Source organism: Salinivibrio sp. MA440 (assembly GCF_001996265.1).
Classification (GTDB): Bacteria; Pseudomonadota; Gammaproteobacteria; order Enterobacterales; family Vibrionaceae; genus Salinivibrio; species Salinivibrio costicola.
In genome coordinates this window covers 25,080-44,277 of record NZ_MUFI01000004.1, presented here as the reverse complement: position 1 = coordinate 44,277, position 19,198 = coordinate 25,080, and the positions used below count along the sequence as shown (strand labels likewise).

Here is a 19,198-nt window from a genome sequence, read left to right as displayed (position 1 = left end):
CACCACTCCTTGGCTCTACTTAAGGAAAAACGGGGAGTCTTCATCCTTTATCCACCCCGCAGCAGATTCTCTACGTGATTAGCGATTAAGCAATAAATTCAGTAAGATAATGTGCATCCAAGCATGTTTTTTTATACATGCTGCCCGGCTACCCAGCCGGAGCTCCAAGCCCATTGGAAGTTATAGCCACCGAGCCAGCCGGTGACATCAAGTACTTCACCGATAAAATACAGGCCGGGAATATCTCGCGCTTCAAGGGTTTTCGAGGAAATTGCGTGGGTATCCACCCCACCAAGCGTCACTTCTGCGGTGCGGTAACCTTCAGTGCCATTTGGGGCAATGGACCACTGGTGAAAGTAGTAATGAAGCTGATCGAGCTGCTTGTCATCGAGCTGCTTGAGCGGTTTATCCGGCAAGCTATCGCGCGCAATCAAGACCTCGACCAAGCGTTTGGGGAATAGGCGAGACAGTGAGGTTTTTAAGGTTTGGTTGGGGTGCTTATCACGCATCGCCACCAGCACGTCTTTTAGCGACTCACTGGGGAGTAAATCGATGGTGACCGCTTCGCCCGGTTGCCAAAACGAGGAAGTTTGCAACACCGCCGGTCCCGATAAGCCGCGGTGGGTAAAGAGCAGGTTCTCGCTAAAGCAAACGCCAGACTCGGTGGTGATCGAACATGGCACCGACACCCCGGAAATATCGGCAAAGCGCGTTTTGTCCTCTTGGTGCAAGGTATACGGCACCAAGGCGGCGCGAGTGGGCAGCACTTTTAGACCAAATTGCTCGGCAAGCTGGTAACCAAAGGGGGTGGCACCAAGCTTGGGCATGGAAAGGCCGCCCGTGGCGACTACCAAAGACTGGCAGCGTACCGGCTCACCATTGAGTTTGAGGCGAAAGCCAGCTTCTTCTTGCTCGATATCATGCACTTCACAGCGATAGCGTTGACTGATGGTGGCTTGGTCGCATTCGGCCAAAAGTAGGTTAACGATATCTTTGGCGCTGTCATCACAAAACAGCTGGCCATGGTCACGCTCGTGATAAGCCACGCCATGGGTGGCCACCAGACCAATAAAGTCCCATTGGCTGTATTGCGCCAATGCGGATTTGACGAAGTGCGGGTTCTCACACAGGAAATTATTGGCGGTGACGTCATAGTTGGTGAAATTGCAGCGCCCGCCGCCCGAGATCAGGATCTTGCGGCCCGGCTTTTTGGCATGGTCCACCACCAAAACGCGGCGGCCACGTTGGCCGGCTTGTGCCACACACATCAATCCGGCGGCACCGGCACCAATCACAATTACATCATACTCAGTCACACGCTTACCTGTTTATTCTCTGCTCACCCTGTGGGAGCGGCATTGTAGCAGCCCGCACGTGAGCGGCAAGCGCGATTTAACGCGCCTGTGCATCTGGCGGTGGCCTCATAGCAGCAGCACCTTGCTCTAGCATATTCGGATCCATATGCAGCGTGCGGGTAGGAAGAGCAATATCCGCACCATGCTGATGAATAATTTCAATCACTTTTAATAACACGTCTTGTTTTACCTGATGGTAACGCTGCCAGTTGACCGTTTTGGTGAAGGTGTAAATAAAGAAATCAAGTGAATGCGGGCCAAAACTGTTGAAGTTCACAATCAAGGTTTGCCGCGTTTCAATATCTGCATGCGCTTCCAACATCGCATACACATCATCAATTACCGTACTGATTTTATCGGCGTCTTGATAACGCAGCCCAATGGTTTCGTAAATCCGACGGTTCAGCATCCGCGAGGGGTTTTCCACCACCACGTTACTGAATACCGAGTTGGGCACGTATAAAGGGCGCAAATCAAAGGTGCGCACTACCGTCATGCGAATACCAATTTTTTCCACCGTGCCCTCAATGTTGCGATCGGGGGAGCGCACCCAGTCGCCTACTTTAAATGGCCGATCAAAGTAGATCATCACCCCACCGAAGAAGTTGGAGAGCAAATCTTTGGCGGCAAGACCGACAATTAAGCCCCCCACACCACCAACCGTGAGTAACCCGGAGACACTGACACCCAGGCTTTGTAGCAGCGTAATCACGCCAATGCAGACGGCGAGTGCGCGTAAGACGTTACCAATGGCGTTAATCGTGGTGTGATCACGGCGCCCTTCGTCAAATAACAGCTGCTCACCACTGTTGACCAATCGGAGCAAAAACCAGATCAATAAGAACACGACCAGCAGCTCTCTGATCACGCTCACCCAGCTTAAATTCAAGTGACCTGCGGTATTATCAAGAAAAATTTCTAGCGCATGAAACGCAGGCCAGCCCCAGATTAAGAGGGAAAATGGCGTATCAATCGCGGGCCACAACACATCATCCCAACGTGTTTGCGTGCGCTCTGCCAGTGCCTTTAAGCGCCCCATCAACACACGCCATATCGCCCAGACGACGGCTCCAAGCCCCATCAAAATGACAATATCTGAGATCCAGTCCCACGCGGCGGCTTGATAGAGTGACTGCCACCATTGGATTAGGCTTTGCATGCTTCCCTCACGATTACGGTGTCTAGGCGTTTATGCTTGTCAGACTAACAAAAAAAATGCTGACCAAGGTCAGCATTTTGTCTAAAGGATGGTTATCCGTTTACCAGCCCGCAAAAGCGACAAGAAAAAAGGTCGCGAGCAAGGCACCGGACAGGGCAACATTAAGCGTGAACAGATGACGTACCTTATTGCATTTACCCACAAATGCCGCATCGTGATGATGAAGGTACTCTTGGCTGCGAATATATTGGTATAAACGTTTTTGTCGCGAGATATCGCCTTGGGGCGATAAAGTGAAGAAGTTGCTCTCACGACGACAGATTTGCTGGTAAAGCAACGGATTGGCATCACGTAACATCACCACCAATGCCCGCAATGACGATACATAGCGTGCGATATTTATCACTGTCACTGTGAACACAGCCACAATTAGGATATCACCGTTCATAATCCTCTCCCTTCACTACACTGGATGGCGCTTCAGAGGGAGAGGTTACGTAATTACTGCCCCGCTGAGCTGTCCATCACTGACGTTGATTCTTCAACTGCCATGGATGCCAAGTCTTTGTCGATAAAGAACAGAGCCTTGCCATCTTCGCCGACTAACTCGATCTTATCGAGTACGCCTTTAAACAACTTCTCTTCTTCGTGTTGCTCCGCGACATACCACTGCAAGAAGTTAAAGGTAGAGTAGTCTTGCGTGGTAAACGCGGCATGCGCCAAGCTGTTAATTTTTTCCGTGATTAAGCGCTCATGCTGATACGTTTCGCGAAACACCTCACCTAACGAGGAAAATTCGTGACGCGGTGCATCAATCGACCCCAAGATAGGCATGGCCCCTGTCTCACTCACATACGTAAACAGGCGCTGCATATGCTGCATTTCTTCCTGTGCGTGCTTATGTAAGAATTTTGCCGCGCCTTCGAAACCCTGATCCTCACACCAAGCGCTCATTTGTAAGTATAGGTTTGATGAGAAAAACTCCAAATTGATCTGCTCATTGAGCCTGTCAACCATGGCAGGTGCTAGCATATAAAACGTCCTCTTTATTGGGGGTTAGCTGCCATTCTGACCAGCAGCACGTCGGTTTTCAAGCGGATTACGCCGGTAATGTCCAGCGTGACCGATTCTTATATCGAATTTATGACCCGCCTCATTGTCGAATTCTTAACCGGAATGCGATCACAGTGACGGATTTTGCCTCTCAAGCTGGTTAAACTGCGTTTATAACCTCGCATAAAAAGGATAACTCTATGTCATACAAGCATATTTTGGTTGCGGTTGATTTGTCAGATGACAGTGAAAGACTGTTGAAAAAAGCTGACGCACTTGCCTTCGCCTTGGGCGCACAACTGTCGTTGGTTCATATTGACGTCAATTATGCCGAGCTCTATACCGGACTGATTGATATTAACTTAGTCGAATCACGTAACCGAGTGATTGAAGAAGCCCAGCAAAAACTCAATCAACTGGCCAGCGACGCACAAAGCACGGTCACACACACCTTGGTCAGTAGCGGTGATTTAGCGGAAGAGATCACCGAGTCGATTCAAAACATGGGGATTGATTTGGTGGTCGTCGGCCATCATCAAGATTTCTGGAGCTCGTTGTTGTCGTCAACTAAACAACTGCTGAATAAAACGCCCGTTGATCTTTTGATGGTGCCCATCCGCGACTAAACCCTCTTCGCTAACCACTCTCGACAGAAGGCGGGTCATTCTGCCTTCTGCGCTTTTAACCATACGCTGACTGGGAACCGATTGCGTCCTAGAAGCGAAACGGTACACTGCCCTTTTACTCTCTTTATCGAAGGAACCGAGTTATGGGGTATCTTAGCGGCGTGACACTGCTGTGGGCCTTTTCGTTTAGCCTAATTGGCGTGTATCTAGCCGGCCAAGTCGACAGCTACTTTTCTGTATTGATGCGTATCGTGCTGGCAGGATTGGTGTTTTTACCTTTCTTACGTCCTCGCCAAGTGCGCCCCGCGTTTGCCGCCAAATTGATGTTAGTCGGCGCGTTTCAGCTTGGCATCATGTACTGTTTCTTCTATCAGTCCTTCTTATTCTTATCGGTACCAGAAGTGCTGTTGTTTACCGTTTTTACTCCGCTTTATGTCACCTTAATTTACGATGCGTTGAAAAGGCAGTTCAGCGCTTGGTACCTGCTCACCGCGGCCATCGCGGTGCTTGGCGCCGTAGTGATCCGCTATGCCACTGTCAATCCGGACTTTCTGGTTGGTTTTTTAGTGGTACAAGGTGCAAATTTGTGCTTTGCGATTGGCCAGGTTGGTTACAAATACTTGATTGAGAAAGAGCAAACTCAGCTACCTCAGCATGCGGTATTCGGTTGGTTTTATCTTGGCGCCTTAGTGGTGGGCGTGCTAGCTTTCGCCTTGCTCGGAAACAGTGACAATCTGCCTTCTACGCCAACCCAGTGGGGAGTGTTGATTTATCTAGGCACTATCGCGTCAGGGCTGGGCTATTTCTTTTGGAATAAGGGTGCAACCCTGGTCAATGCTGGGGCGCTCGCAGTGATGAACAACGCGCTGATCCCAGCCGGCATTGTGGTGAACGTACTGATTTGGAACCGCGACGCGGATCTTCTGCCGTTACTCAGCGGCGGGGTACTGATTTTAGCCGCGCTGTGGTTTAACCAAACCTGGGTCAAGCGCCGCGTCGACGCCCAACGGAATGCCGACCCAAAGCCTCAGTAACCCGAACGTAAAACAGGCAGGGAAACCCCTGCCTGTTTATTTACCCGAGAGCCAACCCTGATCAGATAAAGGCAAACGCGTCTGAGTAGAGATGATCACGACTCACGCCGCGCTCTTTGCAGAACATATCACGTGCCACGCCTGCCATTTCAAAGCGCCCGGCAATATAGATATCGTAAGCGCCGAGGCTAACAAAATCTTCCATCACCGCTTCTAATACATTCCCTACTTTACCTCGCCATTCGCCTTCCGCCTGTTCAACCACAGGCATAAAGGTAATATTGCGATGCGATTCAGACAGTGCTTGCAGCTCGTCATGCGCGTAAAGCTGGCACGGGTTGCGTGCCCCCCAATAAATAAAGATCGGAGACTGTATTCCTTGATTAATACAGTGATCGACCATGCTGCGAACATACGAAAAACCGGTCCCGCCGGCAATCAACAGCAAGGGACGCTCACTCTCACGCAACCAGGCATCGCCGGCCGGTTCGGTGATTTCAAAGCTCGCTTCACCGCTTTCTAGCACGGCTTTGGCTTTTTCAACCACTTCCAGCGCGAACGGATTTTCATCGGCGGCGCCCACATGGAGCTCGAGCTCACCGCCGTCTTGACGACATGGACTACTCGCCAGTGAAAACGGGCGTTTATCTTTTTCGCCCATTACCGCCATCACATATTGCCCAGGGTGATAGCTCACCGCCTGCTGAGGCTTTAGGACAATGCGGTAAGTGTGACACGCCAGCGACTCAACGGCGGTCACTTCACATAGTATCGACATTCTGTTCCTCTGTTCGTTTTGCTACAGCCGTTGAGGTTATGAGAGGCGGTATCACTACCGCCTCAGGCTGTGTTTTTATCATTAACGGTGAATGCTAGCGCATACCAACCGGATTAGTCTAAGATCCCTAATTCGTCCCATATCGCATCGACACGTGCGACCACATCCGGGTCTTTCGCGATCGGTGTGCCCCACTCGCGAGCGGTTTCTCCTTGCCATTTATTGGTGGCATCGAGCCCCATTTTCGAGCCAACGCCAACCACTGGCGACGCAAAGTCGAGCGAATCAATCGGTGTATTTTCCACCATCACGGTGTCGCGCGCGGGATCCATGCGAGTGGTGATTGCCCAAATAACATCATTCCAGTCACGCGCATTCACATCGTCGTCACACACTATCACAAACTTGGTGTACATAAACTGACGCAAGAAAGACCACACGCCCATCATCACGCGTTTCGCATGCCCTGGGTATTGTTTTTTCATGGTGACCACCGCCATCCGGTACGAGCAACCCTCCGGAGGCAAATAAAAGTCGACAATTTCCGGGAACTGCTTTTGCAAAATGGGCACAAACACTTCGTTCAGGGCCACACCCAGTACGGCAGGCTCATCCGGTGGCCGCCCCGTGTAGGTGCTGTGATAAATCGGCTTTTTGCGCATGGTCAGATGCGTCACAGTGAATACATGGTGACGCTCTACTTCGTTGTAATAGCCAGTATGATCGCCATAAGGCCCTTCGTCAGCATATTCGTTCGGATCGATATACCCTTCCATCACAATCTCGGCACTCGCCGGCACATCCAAATCGTTACTGATGCTCTTTGCCACCTCGGTTTTACTGCCGCGCAACAGCCCTGCAAAGGCATATTCAGACAGGGTATCGGGCACGGGGGTGACGGCGCCGAGAATGGTGGCCGGATCCGCGCCATAAGCAACGCTGATAGGAAAAGGTTCACCCGGATGGGTTTGCATCCAGTCATGCAAATCAAGTGCGCCACCGCGGTGTGCGAGCCAACGCATAATCACTTTGTTTTTGCCGATTTTTTGCTGGCGATAAATACCAAGATTCTGGCGCTTTTTATTCGGCCCGCGCGTAATGGTCAGCCCCCACGTCAGCAATGGCGCCACATCGCCCGGCCAGCAGCGCATCACTGGGATTTTATCCAAATCAACGTCATCGCCGCTAAGCACAACTTCTTGGCAACGCGGACGACGGACTGTCTTGGCGGGCATATTTAACACCTGACGAAACACAGGCAGCTTGTCGAGCGCATCGCGAAACCCTTTAGGGGGCTCAGGCTCTTTTAAGTAGGCCAGCAGTTTGCCGACTTCACGTAGCTCAAGCACATCGTGTCGGCCCATACCGAGCGCCACACGCTTAGGGGTGCCAAACAGATTCGCTAATACCGGCATGTCATACCCGATGGGATTTTCAAACAGAAGGGCCGGCCCGCCCGCTCTTAGGGTGCGGTCGCATATCTCAGTGATCTCTTGGTCAGGATCCACTGGCTGCGTAATGCGTTTAAGCTCACCTTGGGCCTCAAGGTAATCAATAAAATCGCGCAGATCGGAAAGTTTCATATCAGGCTCAATGAGTTAATGGACGCCTCTATGATACCAAGTAAACCGGTATCCGGATCGGTAAAGGGTCGACATTAGCGCGACGACAACGCAGATGCAATGTGCTGGCGGCCAAGGGGGCCAAGCTCGTCACCTAATCCACTTAACCACTCATCTTTTCCAGCTTCGACCAATAATTGTGCCACCTGCTGCCCTTGGCGTAATGATAACTGAGACATCAAAAAGTCAGCGACTGGCGCGGGTAATGGAGAAAGATTCGCCAGTTGTCGAATCGCGGGGCCACGCAGCGATGGGTTATCTGCGGCGGCCATCATTTGTTGCAACGCAAACCCATCATTAGCTCGTTGACGCAAAGCATGCAGTGCATTGAGGCTGTATTGATCGGTACCGCGCCGCCAAAGACGATCATACAGTGCCGGCCGGTCCGTCGCTTGTGCAAGTGCAGCCAAAATCGCGTTATCTGGTAGCCACATTAAGGTGGGATCAGTGAGGTATTGTTCGACCAAATAGGCTAAGCCATCGCTGTCATACTCATCAATCATCGCGACCAATGCATCACGGCGTTGTCGATAACCCGGCTGAGATGGCTTAATCCAGTCAGCAATCACCAATTGGCGATAACTGAGTAACATGCCTAACTCTTGGGTCAGTTGTTGCTCCCGATAACGGTTTAACTGTTGGCGTGCTGCTGCCGCGTAATGGAAGGCAGGGGTCGTGACCCAATAACCGTCTTGCTGATGACGTAACAAAAAATGGGGTTGTTGCTGACTCAATTCAGCCAGATAACGTCGCCAATGATCGTTGTTCAGTGGCAAGGGTGAAGAGAGTAAACGGTAGAGTGTCGCTTCACGTGTGAGCGGCGGAAGCTGACGAATATGCGCTTTGAGCGCAGCGACATCGTCTTTCGCGAGCAGAGTAGACATGGTACGCATGGCTTTAGCCGTGTTCGCGTTATCTAGCACCTGTTCAATAAAGGTTTGGGTGACGATCTGACCATCCGCGGCTGGCGCATTAGCCGCCAAGGCCGCCGGGCTCGACAAGCTCATGATCCCAAGCCCTATAGCCAACAGTGTCGTACAGTAACGTCTTGCCATCCGTTGCAATCCTATGCCCAGTGTCACGCGTTCGGCGCCACCTTTCCTTGGTCACGTCTATTGTGCGAGCTGGGCCTTGGGTGAGCAATAAAAAAGCACTGCGAATGCGCAGTGCTTAACACTATTGCGTTAGCCGTTACGAGTTTTGCCGCCGCATGGCATCAAAGAACTCATTATTGGTTTTGGACATCGCCAATTTACCAATCAAGAACTCCATCCCTTCAAACTCGCCCATTGGATGCATGATCTTTCTTAAAATCCACATCTTTTGCAGTTCATCGGGTTTGGTAAGTAGCTCTTCACGGCGGGTGCCTGAGCGGGTGAAGTCAATGGCAGGGAAAACACGTTTTTCCGCAATCTTACGCGAAAGGTGCAGTTCCATGTTACCTGTCCCTTTAAATTCTTCGTAGATCACTTCATCCATCTTCGATCCCGTATCCACCAGCGCGGTAGCAATGATAGTCAGGCTCCCGCCTTCTTCCACATTACGCGCCGCACCAAAGAAACGCTTAGGACGATGGAGAGCATTGGCATCCACACCACCGGTCAATACTTTGCCCGATGATGGCACAACCGTGTTGTAAGCGCGGGCTAAACGCGTGATCGAATCCAACAAGATCACCACGTCTTTTTTATGTTCAACCAGACGTTTTGCCTTCTCAATCACCATTTCGGCAACTTGCACGTGTCGGTTAGCTGGCTCATCAAAGGTCGAGGCAACCACTTCCCCTTTAACCAGACGCTGCATCTCGGTCACTTCTTCCGGACGCTCGTCAATCAAAAGCACCATCAGTTCGCAATCAGGGTGGTTAAACGCAATGCTCTGAGCAATGTTTTGCAGCAACATGGTTTTACCTGCTTTCGGCGGTGCCACAATCAAACCACGTTGGCCTTTACCGATAGGCGAAGCCAAGTCGAGGACACGGGCGGTGATGTCTTCGGTAGAGCCGTTACCGCGCTCCATCACCATCCGCTCGCTCGCGTGTAATGGGGTTAAGTTTTCGAAAAGGATTTTACTGCGGGCATTGTCGGGTTTGTCGCTGTTAACTTGGTTAACTTTTAGTAGCGCGAAGTAGCGCTCGCCGTCTTTCGGCGGCCGAATTTTACCCGCGATGGTATCGCCTGTGCGCAGGTTAAAGCGCCGAATTTGGCTGGGCGAGACATAAATATCATCAGGGCCGGCCAAATACGAGCTGTCTGCGCTGCGCAAGAAGCCAAACCCGTCTTGAAGAATTTCCAGCGCGCCATTGCCAAAAATATCTTCACCGCTTTTTGCGTGCTGTTTGAGGATCGAAAAAATAATGTCCTGCTTACGCAAGCGAGCCAGGTTTTCAAGTCCCATGCTTTCGCCAAGCGCAACCAGCGTCGAGACGGGTTGAGTCTTCAGTTCGGTAAGATTCATAGTGGTGAGTGTCTTGTTTGTCAAAGTTGAGGTCTGAAATTAGTTAGCGTGTCGAGACCAGTGGCATGTTCGAGAGATGAACAGAAGTACAAATTCCGTGCAATAAGGTAGCACCTAAATGGGGTATCGTCTAGTTGACAGAAAAACAACCGCCGCTGTGAGGCAGCGACGGTTACTTTAACATTACAGGTTAGCGTCAAGAAACTCTTTCAGTTGAGTTTTTGACACAGCACCAACTTTAGTTGCTGCCACACTGCCATCTTTAAAGAGTAGCAGTGTTGGGATACCACGGATGCCGAACTTAGGCGGAGTACCTGCGTTCTGGTCAATGTTCAGTTTTCCGATGGTGACTTTACCTGCATACTCCTCGGCGATTTCGTCCAAAATCGGTGCGATCATTTTACATGGACCACACCATTCTGCCCAAAAATCAACCAAAACAGGTCCTGCAGCTTTTAGAACGTCTGCCTCAAAGCTGTCGTCGGTTAGCTGCATAATTTTGTCGCTCATCTTTTACTCCAATACATGTTTTAGTTACTGGCTAAATTGCGACCAGTAAATTATGGGACTATTTGACTGGATTCGCTTCCGTATTGCAAGCCTAAGCTGATATTCTATCCGGATGAAAATGACGCATATCACAGAGCAGAAATTTGCCGAGCTCGGCTTGCACGCCGATGTTCTTAAAGGCTTGGATGCCAAGGGGTTTACTGAATGTACTCCTATCCAGGCATTGGCATTGCCGGTCCTGCTCACCGGCCAAGACATTGCAGGGCAGGCGCAAACAGGGACAGGAAAGACCCTGGCGTTCCTCGCTGCGACGTTTCATCACCTCCTCACGACCGATGTCCCCGCATCGCGTAAACAAAATCAACCGCGTGCCATCATACTAGCTCCTACGCGTGAGTTGGCGATTCAGATCTATAACGATGCTGAACCGCTTTTGGCGAATACCTCAATCACCGCCGGTCTCGCGTATGGTGGTGAAGGTTACGATAAACAGCAACAAACGTTGGAACAAGGGGTTGATATATTAATCGGCACCTGTGGTCGTATCATCGACTTCCACAAAAAGAAAATTATCGACTTGCACAGCATTCAGGCAGTGGTGCTGGATGAAGCCGACCGTATGTTTGATTTGGGCTTTATCAAAGACATTCGCTTTTTGTTTAACCGTATGCCGGCCCCCAACCAGCGCTTAAACATGCTGTTTTCGGCGACCTTGTCCTATCGTGTACAAGAGCTGGCCTTTGAGCACATGACTAACCCTGAACACGTGGTAGTGGAGCCTGAGCAAATCACAGGACATCGGATTAAGGAAGAGCTTTTCCAGCCATCCAACAAAGAAAAAATGCCGCTGCTACAAACCCTCATTGAAGAAGAGTGGCCCGAGCGCGCCATCATCTTTGCCAATACCAAACATCGCTGCGAATCCATTTGGGCCCATTTAGCCGCCGATAATCATCGCGTAGGTCTGCTCACTGGCGACGTCCCTCAGAAAAAGCGGGTTAAAATTTTAGAGCAGTTTACTAACGGCGAACTGGACCTGCTCGTTGCCACCGATGTGGCAGCACGTGGATTACATATTCCTTTGGTTACCCACGTTTTTAACTATGATCTTCCCGATGATGCGCAAGACTATGTCCATCGCATTGGCCGTACAGGACGAGCCGGCGCCAGTGGCAGCTCAATTAGCTTTGCCTGTGAAGAGTACGCGATAAACTTACCGGCGATTGAAGAGTACATTGAGCACAGTATTCCGGTCAGCGAATTTGATCGTAACGCGCTATTGAAGGATCTGCCGCCGCCAAAGAAAATGGCTAAACGCCCGAATACACAGCGTCGTAGTAACAACAAGAGCGGCAGTAGCAATAATAAAGGCAGCAGCAATAACCGCAACCGGCAGCGCCGCCGTCCACAAAAGTCGGCATAACAGAAAAGAAACATAGGTCAGAGCGCATCATGAGTGGTCACGGAAATACAACATCAACACCGACGCTGTACGCCGCGATTGATTTAGGCTCCAACAGCTTTCATATGCTGGTGGTGCGCCAAGTGGCCGGCAGTGTTCAAACCCTTGCCAAAATAAAGCGAAAAGTACGTCTCGCCGCTGGGATGGATAACCAACAACAGCTCAGCGATGAAGCCATGCAACGCGGCTGGGATTGTTTGGCTCTGTTCGCCGAACGCTTGCAAGACTTTAACACGGACAATATTCGCGTGGTCGCGACCGCTGCGCTGCGCCGTGCCAGTAACGCTGATGCCTTTTTAGCCAAGGCAAATACTTTACTGGGTTACCCTATCGAGATTATCTCGGGCGAAGAAGAAGCGCGCACCATCTATCAAGGGGTGGCGCACACCTCAGGTGGTCCGGGTAAACGCTTGGTCGTCGATATTGGCGGGGCCAGCACCGAGCTGATTATCGGTGAGCAGTTTGAACCGACCTTGTTACAAAGCCTTAATATGGGGTGCGTGACTTTTTTAGAAGACTACTTTGCTAATCGCATACTCAACCAAGCCGCTTTTGAGAATGCGATCGCCGGTGCGAAAGCAGAGTTGGCCCCGTTGGTAGCTCAGTATCGCGAACTGGGGTGGGACTGTTGTGTTGGCGCCAGCGGCACGGTACAAGCGCTGCAAGAAATTATGGTGACCCAAGGGATGGATGAAGTGATCACCTTGGAAAAGCTTCACCGACTGCGCGATCAAGCGATTGCCTGCGGGCAAATGGACACACTGGATATTGAGGGGTTAACGCTCGAGCGCGCCTTGGTTTTTCCAAGTGGTCTGTCCATCTTGATTGCCATTTTTGAGTGTTTAGAGGTTACTCGCATGACCCTCGCCGGCGGGGCGCTACGTGAAGGCTTGGTGTACGAAATGATGACCGCGATGCGTCACAGTGATATTCGTGCGCGCACCATAGCTAGCATCCAATCCCGTTATCAGCTTGATGAGGACCACGGGATCAATGTAGCTGCGACCGCACTTGAATTACTTCATCAGTGTCCCGCGTCATGGATTCCAGAGCCGGAAGCCGGTAGCCTGCTCCATGCGGCAGCCTGCGTGCACGAAATTGGGTTGAGCATTGGCTTTAAACATGATGGCGACCATGCCGCATATTTAATTACTCATCTCGATTTACCTGGCTTTACCCGTGCACAAAAACAACTGGTTGCCACCTTGTTACGCTATTACCGTGAACAACTGGTATGCATTGATGGCCAACATGCCTTGTCCACCACCAGTGCCAACCGTCTCCTCCGACTACTACGCGTAGCTGTGATTTTATGCCATCGTCGCGACAGTCGCGTTCGGCCAATGATCGGACTCAATGCTGACGGCGACGCACTCACTTTGGCGTTAGATACCACACTGCTTGACGCTAGCCCACTGTTACGCGCGGAGCTAGAGCAAGAGGCGCTGCGTCAATCAAGCCTTGGACAGCCACTCGTCGTGCACGCTCAAGACGCTCAAGACGCTCACGCTCTATCGCACACACACCATTAGCAAAACAAAAGGCCCACACCTTGATGGTATGGGCCTTTTTATCCTTGGCGCTGTCAATCAGCTCAGCGGGCAATTAAATTAAGCCGCTGCAATCCCACTATGGCGCAATAACGCCTCAGGGCTTGGCTCGCGACCTCTAAAGCGAACAAACAAGTCTTTCGGTGCTTCACTGCCCCCGCGGCTAAGAATATGGTTTAAGAAGTCTTCACCGGTGTCACGGTTAAAGATCCCATCCTCTTCAAAACGCGAATAGGCATCACTCGAGAGTACTTCAGCCCATTTATAGCTGTAATAACCTGCACTGTATCCGCCCGCAAAGATATGCCCAAAAGCATGCGGAAAGCGGTTCCATTCAGGCGTCGGCACCACTGAGACTTGCTCACGCACCGCATTTAGCGTTTCCATGATCCGCGGGCCCACATCCGGATCAAACTCGCTGAATAGACGGAAATCAAACAAACTAAACTCGAGCTGACGCAACATTCCCATGGCTGAGTTAAAGTTTTTCGCCGCGAGCATTTTTTCCAGCATGTCTTCAGGAAGCGCTTCTCCGGTTTGGTAATGCCCCGAAATAAAGCTCAGCGCCTCTTGCTCCCAGCACCAGTTTTCCAAAAACTGACTCGGCAACTCTACCGCATCCCAAGGCACACCATTAATGCCGGAGACATCAGCCACGTCGACTTGCGTCAGCATATGATGAATGCCATGACCAAATTCGTGGAACAGGGTGACCACTTCATCATGGGTAAACAACGCCGGATCGTCACCCACTGGCGGATTAAAGTTACAGGTTAAGTACGCCACCGGTGTTTGCAGTTCACCGTTCGCTTTGCGACGACGCACCCGGCATTCATCCATCCACGCGCCACCACGTTTATGCTCCCGCGCGTATAAGTCCAAATAGAAGCTGCCACGCAGCGTCCCTTGGCTGTCATGAATGTCATAAAAGCGCACACTTTCATGCCACGTGTCGATTCCTTTACGCTCGGTAATCGTCATACCGAACACACGTTTCATCACTTCGAACAAACCATTGAGCACTCGCGCTTCAGGGAAGTAAGGGCGGAGTGCCTCATCGGAGATGGTATAACGCGCTTGCTTGAGTTTCTCGCTGTAATACGGAATATCCCAAGGCTCAAGGGTATCGACGCCAAATTCTTGCTTGGCATACGCCTTCACTTCGGCAAACTCGCGTTCACCTTGAGGGCGGGCTTTGTCGACCAAATCATTCAAAAAGCCCATCACTTGGTCTGGTGTTTCTGCCATCTTGGTCGCCAACGACAGTTCGCTGTAGCTATTAAAGCCCAACAAACGTGCCAGTTCGTATTTTAAGCGCAACGACTCATTCATCAGCTCGGAATTATCCCACTGCCCCGCTTGCGGGCCGCGGTCAGAAGCACGCGTGGTAAAGGCTTCATACATTTGTTGACGCAGTGCACGATTATCGCAATACATCATCACAGGCAGGTACGAGGGGACATCCAGGGTAAATAAATAGCCTTGCTGCGATTTTGCCTCTGCTTGCGCTTTCGCCGCCTGGCGCGCGGACTCAGGCAAGCCTGCGAGTTCACTCTCGTCAGAAATCAACTTGGTCCACCCCATGGTGGCATCAAGTATATTATTGCTAAATGAAGAGGAAAGCTCAGACAAACGCTTTTGAATGTCACCAAATCGGTGCTGCTGATCCACCGGCAAGGCAATGCCCGAGAGTTCAAAATCTTGCAGCGCATCGGTGATGGCTTTTTGCTGAGCAATCTCTAGGGTCTCGAATTCGGCGCTCTCTTTTATCGCTTTGTATGCTTGATACAAACCTTTGTGCTGCCCGCGCCATGTTGAATACTCAGATAATAACGATAAGCAGCTTTCATAGGCTTCACGCAATGGCTGGCTATTGACCACCGCATTCATATGGCTGACCGGTGACCAGATCCGGCCTAGCCGATCTTCGGCCTCAGTCACCGGTACGCAAACAGTGGCCCAGTTAGCTTGGTCAGTGCCTGCAGCGGCATCGACAGCTTGGCGACAGTCAGCAATAGCGGCTTCCACTGCCGGCTTAACATGCTCAGGCTTAATCGCCGAAAACGGAGGTAAATCCTCAAATTGAAGTAGCGGGTTGGACATAATGCCTTCCTTTTTGCTACCAGACGCTCACTCTATGAGGCCTGGAATATGAATGACAACTTGTATATGCCGTCTCGAGGCGGACTTTTCAATCCTTTGGACTCAAGCAAGTTGTATTGCGAGCGTTACAAAATAATTCTGAGACTGCTGCCTCACTGCCGGTTTGGTATGCTAATACTCAGAAGGTCAGAGTGGGTGGCTTTACAAGCGCCACCAAACAGGACAAGCTGACCTCGACATAAAAGCCAGTGGCACCCTGTGCCTATAAGATGGAGAAAGACATGGCGAAGCATTTCGACTATATCTGTATCGGTGGCGGTAGTGGCGGTATTGCCTCTGCCAACCGTGCCGCGATGCACGGTGCTAAAGTCGCCCTTATTGAAGCAAAACACCTAGGCGGCACCTGCGTCAACGTAGGCTGTGTGCCAAAGAAAGTGATGTGGCATGGCGCCCAAGTCGCAGAAGCGCTTAACCTCTACGCGTCAGACTACGGTTTTGATGTGGATGTGAAAGGCTTTAACTGGTCAACACTGGTTAATAACCGTGAAGCCTATATCAGCCGCATCCATAAGGCCTACGACAATGTTTTAGATAAAAACAACATCGATGTCATCCGTGGGTTTGCGCGCTTTGTCGACAACAACACGGTTGAGGTTGATGGTGAGCATTACACCGCCGATAACTTCTTAATTGCGGTCGGTGGCACGCCCACTGTTCCAACAATTCCGGGCGCAGAACTTGGCATCGATTCTGATGGCTTCTTTGCTCTCCCCGAGCAGCCTAAGCGGGTGGCTGTTGTCGGTGCCGGCTATATCGCGGTGGAAATTGCAGGCGTGTTACATGCGCTCGGCTCTGACACCCACTTGTTTGTGCGTAAAGACCGTCCACTACGGACATTCGATCCTATGGTGACAGATACCTTGGTCGAGGTAATGGAAAAAGAGGGGCCAACCCTTCATACCCAGCATGTTCCGGTTTCCGTTACCAAAGAGAACGATGGCAGCCTGACGCTATCATTTGAAAACGGCACCACCCACAATACAGACACCTTGATTTGGGCAATTGGCCGTCATCCCACCACAGATAAAATCAACCTGGGTGCGACGGATGTTCAAACCACGGCAGATGGCTACATTAAAGTCGACCCATACCAAACCACCAGCGTGCCACATATTCACTGTGTCGGCGATATCATGGATGGCGGCATTGAGCTCACCCCTGTTGCGGTGAAGGCGGGACGTTTATTATCAGAGCGCCTATTTAACGGCCAGACACATGCCAAAATGGACTATGAGTTGGTGCCAACCGTGGTATTTAGTCACCCGCCAATCGGCACCATTGGCTTGAGTGAGCCAGAAGCACGCGCCAAGTATGGCGATGACAATATAAAAGTCTACACGTCCAGCTTTGCGGCCATGTACACCGCTGTTACTCAGCACCGTCAACCCTGCAAAATGAAGCTGGTGTGTGCTGGCGATGAAGAAAAAGTGGTGGGCCTGCACGGGATCGGCTTTACGGTCGACGAGATGATTCAAGGCTTTGCGGTGGCGATGAAAATGGGCGCCACTAAGGCAGACTTTGATAGCGTGGTTGCGATTCACCCAACCGGGTCAGAAGAATTTGTTACCATGCGCTAAGCCGCGCGAGATAGGTTCATATCAAAACGCCGTGTCGATACACGGCGTTTTTTTATGGGGATTCATTGTTTGTTACAGCAATTAGCCTGTCAACTGCGCACAGAAGCGAGCCAAGCCTTCTTTAAGACTCGCCAGTGCCGCCGTGGCTTGACCGGCTTCTCCTTGCTTGGCCGCTTGCTCTAGTGTCAACGCGTTCTGATACAGCTCTAGTGCGGCCAAATTACTGGCACTGCCTTTCATTTTATGCGCTTCACGGACCAAATCGGCGTAATTAGCCTCCGCTAACTGCCTTTCCATCATCGGAAGCTGTTGCTTGCTTTCTTCAACAAAAATACGGCAGGCTTCGTCAAGAAGCGCCGGACTGTCCATTAACCGACTTAACGCTTCTTCTTTATCCCAAACCGATAGGTCGGCCTTTCCTTGATTGACACTCATGTTGGATCCTTTGTACTGATAGACCTATGCGCCACATGGGCTTTTTGAATACTTTGTAGTCATCTTGTTTCTAGCTGTTACTAAGGTTAACCAGCTGCGTTTACCCTGTTGAGATAGTGGTTAAACTCAGGTCCAATCATGCTCGCTTTTCCCCCAAATCATAACAACAGAAGTGAGTGCAAATCATGATGGATATGTTGCCTTGGCTAATCGTTTCCGGTCTGATTGTTTCAGTCATCACCGGACTATTAACCGTATTGATGGTAAAAGGTCTCGATTAAGTCTGAAAGACTCCATGGTACGCCATGGAGTTTTTGCTTGTCTGCTGTTTATATTGATTTAGGGTTTATCCGACTTAGCCTTCTTTCTGGCCTTTTTATCCGCTTTACCCTTTTTGTCTTTCTTGGCTGCTTTTTGTTTGGCTTTTTTAGCGGCGTGATCAGACGCTTTCTTCGCTTTCTTTTCTTCACCACTCACTAGCGAAATAGGACGACAGACGTAGCCTTTTTCACTCGCGACCCGCGCACATTTACTACAAGCCACGCGTGGCGGTGTGGTAATGATTGCCAAGGAGGATAGGTTAGCTTCAACCTCGCCTCGGCGCCATTTACATAAAGCTTTGGCCACTTACGCCTCCGCGCCTAACGCTGCGTTAATGTACATATCAAAACGGTTTTTCTTGGTGGTGATGGTCGAATGCGGTGGTCTATCCGCTAACGGCGTCGCATAATCCGGCCGCTTAACCACCACGCGACTGCGGGCCAGTTGAAGTGCGGGCAGCAATAAGGCATCTGCATCGCTATCTGCCCCCACTAAAGATTGAAAAACGCGCATCTCTTTTTTCACCAAGGCGGCTTTTTTCTTGTGGGGATACATGGGATCAAGGTAAATCACATCAGGTCGCACCAAACCTGGCATGTTTGCCATGTCAGTCAGTGCTTGCTCACTATTGGCATGCAATAACGTCATCCGTGATTGCATCCATGCACCAATATCGGGGTCCTGATAGGCTCGCTGTAAGCCATCATCAAGCAAGGCGGCAACAACCGGATGCCTTTCTATCATTTGCACGGAGCAGCCTAAAGACGCCAATACGAACGCATCGCGCCCCAGTCCAGCGGTGGCATCGAGTACGCGCGGGGTGATCCCCTTATTGAGCCCAACCGCTTTCGCTATCGCTTGTCCTTTGCCACCACCGAATTTACGGCGATGGGCGACCGCACCGCTCACAAAGTCAACAAACACCGCCCCTAATTTGGGCTCATCGCGCTTGCGTAGTTCAAGATGCGCCTGTGTCATCACCAGGGCAAACAATGAATCAGGATCGTGAGTGAGTGACCACTTCGATTTTAGTCGTTCAAATTCTTCGGCTTTTTCAAGGGCGTCACAAATCAAAGTGAGTTGCACATCGGATCTC

The 19,198-nt window shown here is 50.9% G+C and carries 17 protein-coding genes and 1 pseudogene; 5 read left to right on the top strand and 13 right to left on the bottom strand.

From position 1 onward, the window contains the following. Positions 1–131: 131 nt before the first annotated feature. The 4 genes from BZG80_RS02015 to ftnA all read right to left on the bottom strand — a co-directional run bounded on the left by BZG80_RS02015 (position 132) and on the right by ftnA (position 3,546). On the bottom strand, positions 132–1,316 hold the full coding sequence (locus tag BZG80_RS02015; protein WP_077678622.1) for an NAD(P)/FAD-dependent oxidoreductase: 1,185 nt from the start codon (positions 1,314–1,316) through the stop codon (positions 132–134). A 76-nt stretch (positions 1,317–1,392) separates the two neighbouring features. After that, entirely contained in the window at positions 1,393–2,514 is a 1,122-nt protein-coding gene (locus tag BZG80_RS02010) for a mechanosensitive ion channel family protein (protein ID WP_101494574.1), read from the bottom strand. 100 nt (positions 2,515–2,614) lie between these two features. Continuing rightward, entirely contained in the window at positions 2,615–2,962 is a 348-nt protein-coding gene (locus tag BZG80_RS02005; protein ID WP_021022219.1) for a universal stress protein UspB, read from the bottom strand. Positions 2,963–3,015: 53 nt separating this feature from the next. Then, positions 3,016–3,546: a non-heme ferritin gene (ftnA, locus tag BZG80_RS02000; RefSeq protein ID WP_021022218.1), complete on the bottom strand. Its 531-nt coding sequence runs from the start codon at positions 3,544–3,546 to the stop codon at positions 3,016–3,018. A 221-nt stretch (positions 3,547–3,767) separates the two neighbouring features. Here ftnA and BZG80_RS01995 point away from each other — a divergent pair, with 221 nt between their 5' ends. Together BZG80_RS01995 and BZG80_RS01990 are read left to right on the top strand one after the other, a co-directional pair. Beyond that, positions 3,768–4,193, top strand: a complete 426-nt coding sequence (locus tag BZG80_RS01995; RefSeq protein ID WP_021022217.1) for a universal stress protein — start codon at positions 3,768–3,770, stop codon at positions 4,191–4,193. 143 nt (positions 4,194–4,336) lie between these two features. Further along, on the top strand, positions 4,337–5,227 hold the full coding sequence (locus tag BZG80_RS01990; protein WP_077676490.1) for a carboxylate/amino acid/amine transporter: 891 nt from the start codon (positions 4,337–4,339) through the stop codon (positions 5,225–5,227). 61 nt (positions 5,228–5,288) lie between these two features. Here the strand turns inward: BZG80_RS01990 and fre are convergent, their stop codons facing one another. The 5 genes and pseudogenes from fre to trxA form a co-directional block, all read right to left on the bottom strand. Next, positions 5,289–6,005, bottom strand: a complete 717-nt coding sequence (fre, locus tag BZG80_RS01985; protein ID WP_021022215.1) for an NAD(P)H-flavin reductase — start codon at positions 6,003–6,005, stop codon at positions 5,289–5,291. 161 nt (positions 6,006–6,166) lie between these two features. Continuing rightward, positions 6,167–7,588 (bottom strand): annotated as a pseudogene (gene ubiD, locus BZG80_RS01980) (4-hydroxy-3-polyprenylbenzoate decarboxylase); the annotation flags it as partial. Between the two features lie 74 nt (positions 7,589–7,662). Then, positions 7,663–8,682 (bottom strand): hypothetical protein, encoded by a 1,020-nt coding sequence (locus BZG80_RS01975; RefSeq protein ID WP_131825132.1) that lies wholly within the window; start codon positions 8,680–8,682, stop codon positions 7,663–7,665. Positions 8,683–8,818: 136 nt separating this feature from the next. Further along, positions 8,819–10,084, bottom strand: coding sequence for a transcription termination factor Rho (gene rho, locus BZG80_RS01970; RefSeq protein ID WP_021022212.1), 1,266 nt, complete (start codon positions 10,082–10,084; stop codon positions 8,819–8,821). 183 nt (positions 10,085–10,267) lie between these two features. Next, a complete protein-coding gene (gene trxA, locus BZG80_RS01965; RefSeq protein WP_021022211.1) occupies positions 10,268–10,594 on the bottom strand; it encodes a thioredoxin TrxA in 327 nt (108 codons plus the stop codon). Between the two features lie 112 nt (positions 10,595–10,706). On the opposite strand from trxA, the gene rhlB reads away from it, so the two are divergent. After that, positions 10,707–12,017 (top strand): ATP-dependent RNA helicase RhlB, encoded by a 1,311-nt coding sequence (gene rhlB / locus BZG80_RS01960; RefSeq protein ID WP_077461864.1) that lies wholly within the window; start codon positions 10,707–10,709, stop codon positions 12,015–12,017. Positions 12,018–12,046: 29 nt separating this feature from the next. Continuing rightward, positions 12,047–13,588 (top strand): guanosine-5'-triphosphate,3'-diphosphate diphosphatase, encoded by a 1,542-nt coding sequence (gppA, locus tag BZG80_RS01955; RefSeq protein WP_077678621.1) that lies wholly within the window; start codon positions 12,047–12,049, stop codon positions 13,586–13,588. Between the two features lie 78 nt (positions 13,589–13,666). On the opposite strand, the gene prlC is transcribed toward gppA, so the two are convergent. Then, complete coding sequence (gene prlC / locus BZG80_RS01950; RefSeq protein WP_077576395.1) at positions 13,667–15,709, bottom strand: oligopeptidase A; 2,043 nt, start codon at positions 15,707–15,709, stop codon at positions 13,667–13,669. Positions 15,710–15,990: 281 nt separating this feature from the next. On the opposite strand from prlC, the gene gorA reads away from it, so the two are divergent. Continuing rightward, entirely contained in the window at positions 15,991–17,346 is a 1,356-nt protein-coding gene (gene gorA, locus BZG80_RS01945) for a glutathione-disulfide reductase (RefSeq protein WP_077678620.1), read from the top strand. 81 nt (positions 17,347–17,427) lie between these two features. On the opposite strand, the gene BZG80_RS01940 is transcribed toward gorA, so the two are convergent. The 3 genes from BZG80_RS01940 to BZG80_RS01930 all read right to left on the bottom strand — a co-directional run bounded on the left by BZG80_RS01940 (position 17,428) and on the right by BZG80_RS01930 (position 19,188). Beyond that, positions 17,428–17,781, bottom strand: coding sequence for an Hpt domain-containing protein (locus BZG80_RS01940; RefSeq protein WP_077678619.1), 354 nt, complete (start codon positions 17,779–17,781; stop codon positions 17,428–17,430). 339 nt (positions 17,782–18,120) lie between these two features. Then, positions 18,121–18,408 (bottom strand): hypothetical protein, encoded by a 288-nt coding sequence (locus tag BZG80_RS01935; protein ID WP_077678618.1) that lies wholly within the window; start codon positions 18,406–18,408, stop codon positions 18,121–18,123. Next, positions 18,409–19,188, bottom strand: coding sequence for a class I SAM-dependent methyltransferase (locus tag BZG80_RS01930; RefSeq protein WP_077678617.1), 780 nt, complete (start codon positions 19,186–19,188; stop codon positions 18,409–18,411). It lies immediately after the preceding gene. Positions 19,189–19,198 lie beyond the last annotated feature (10 nt).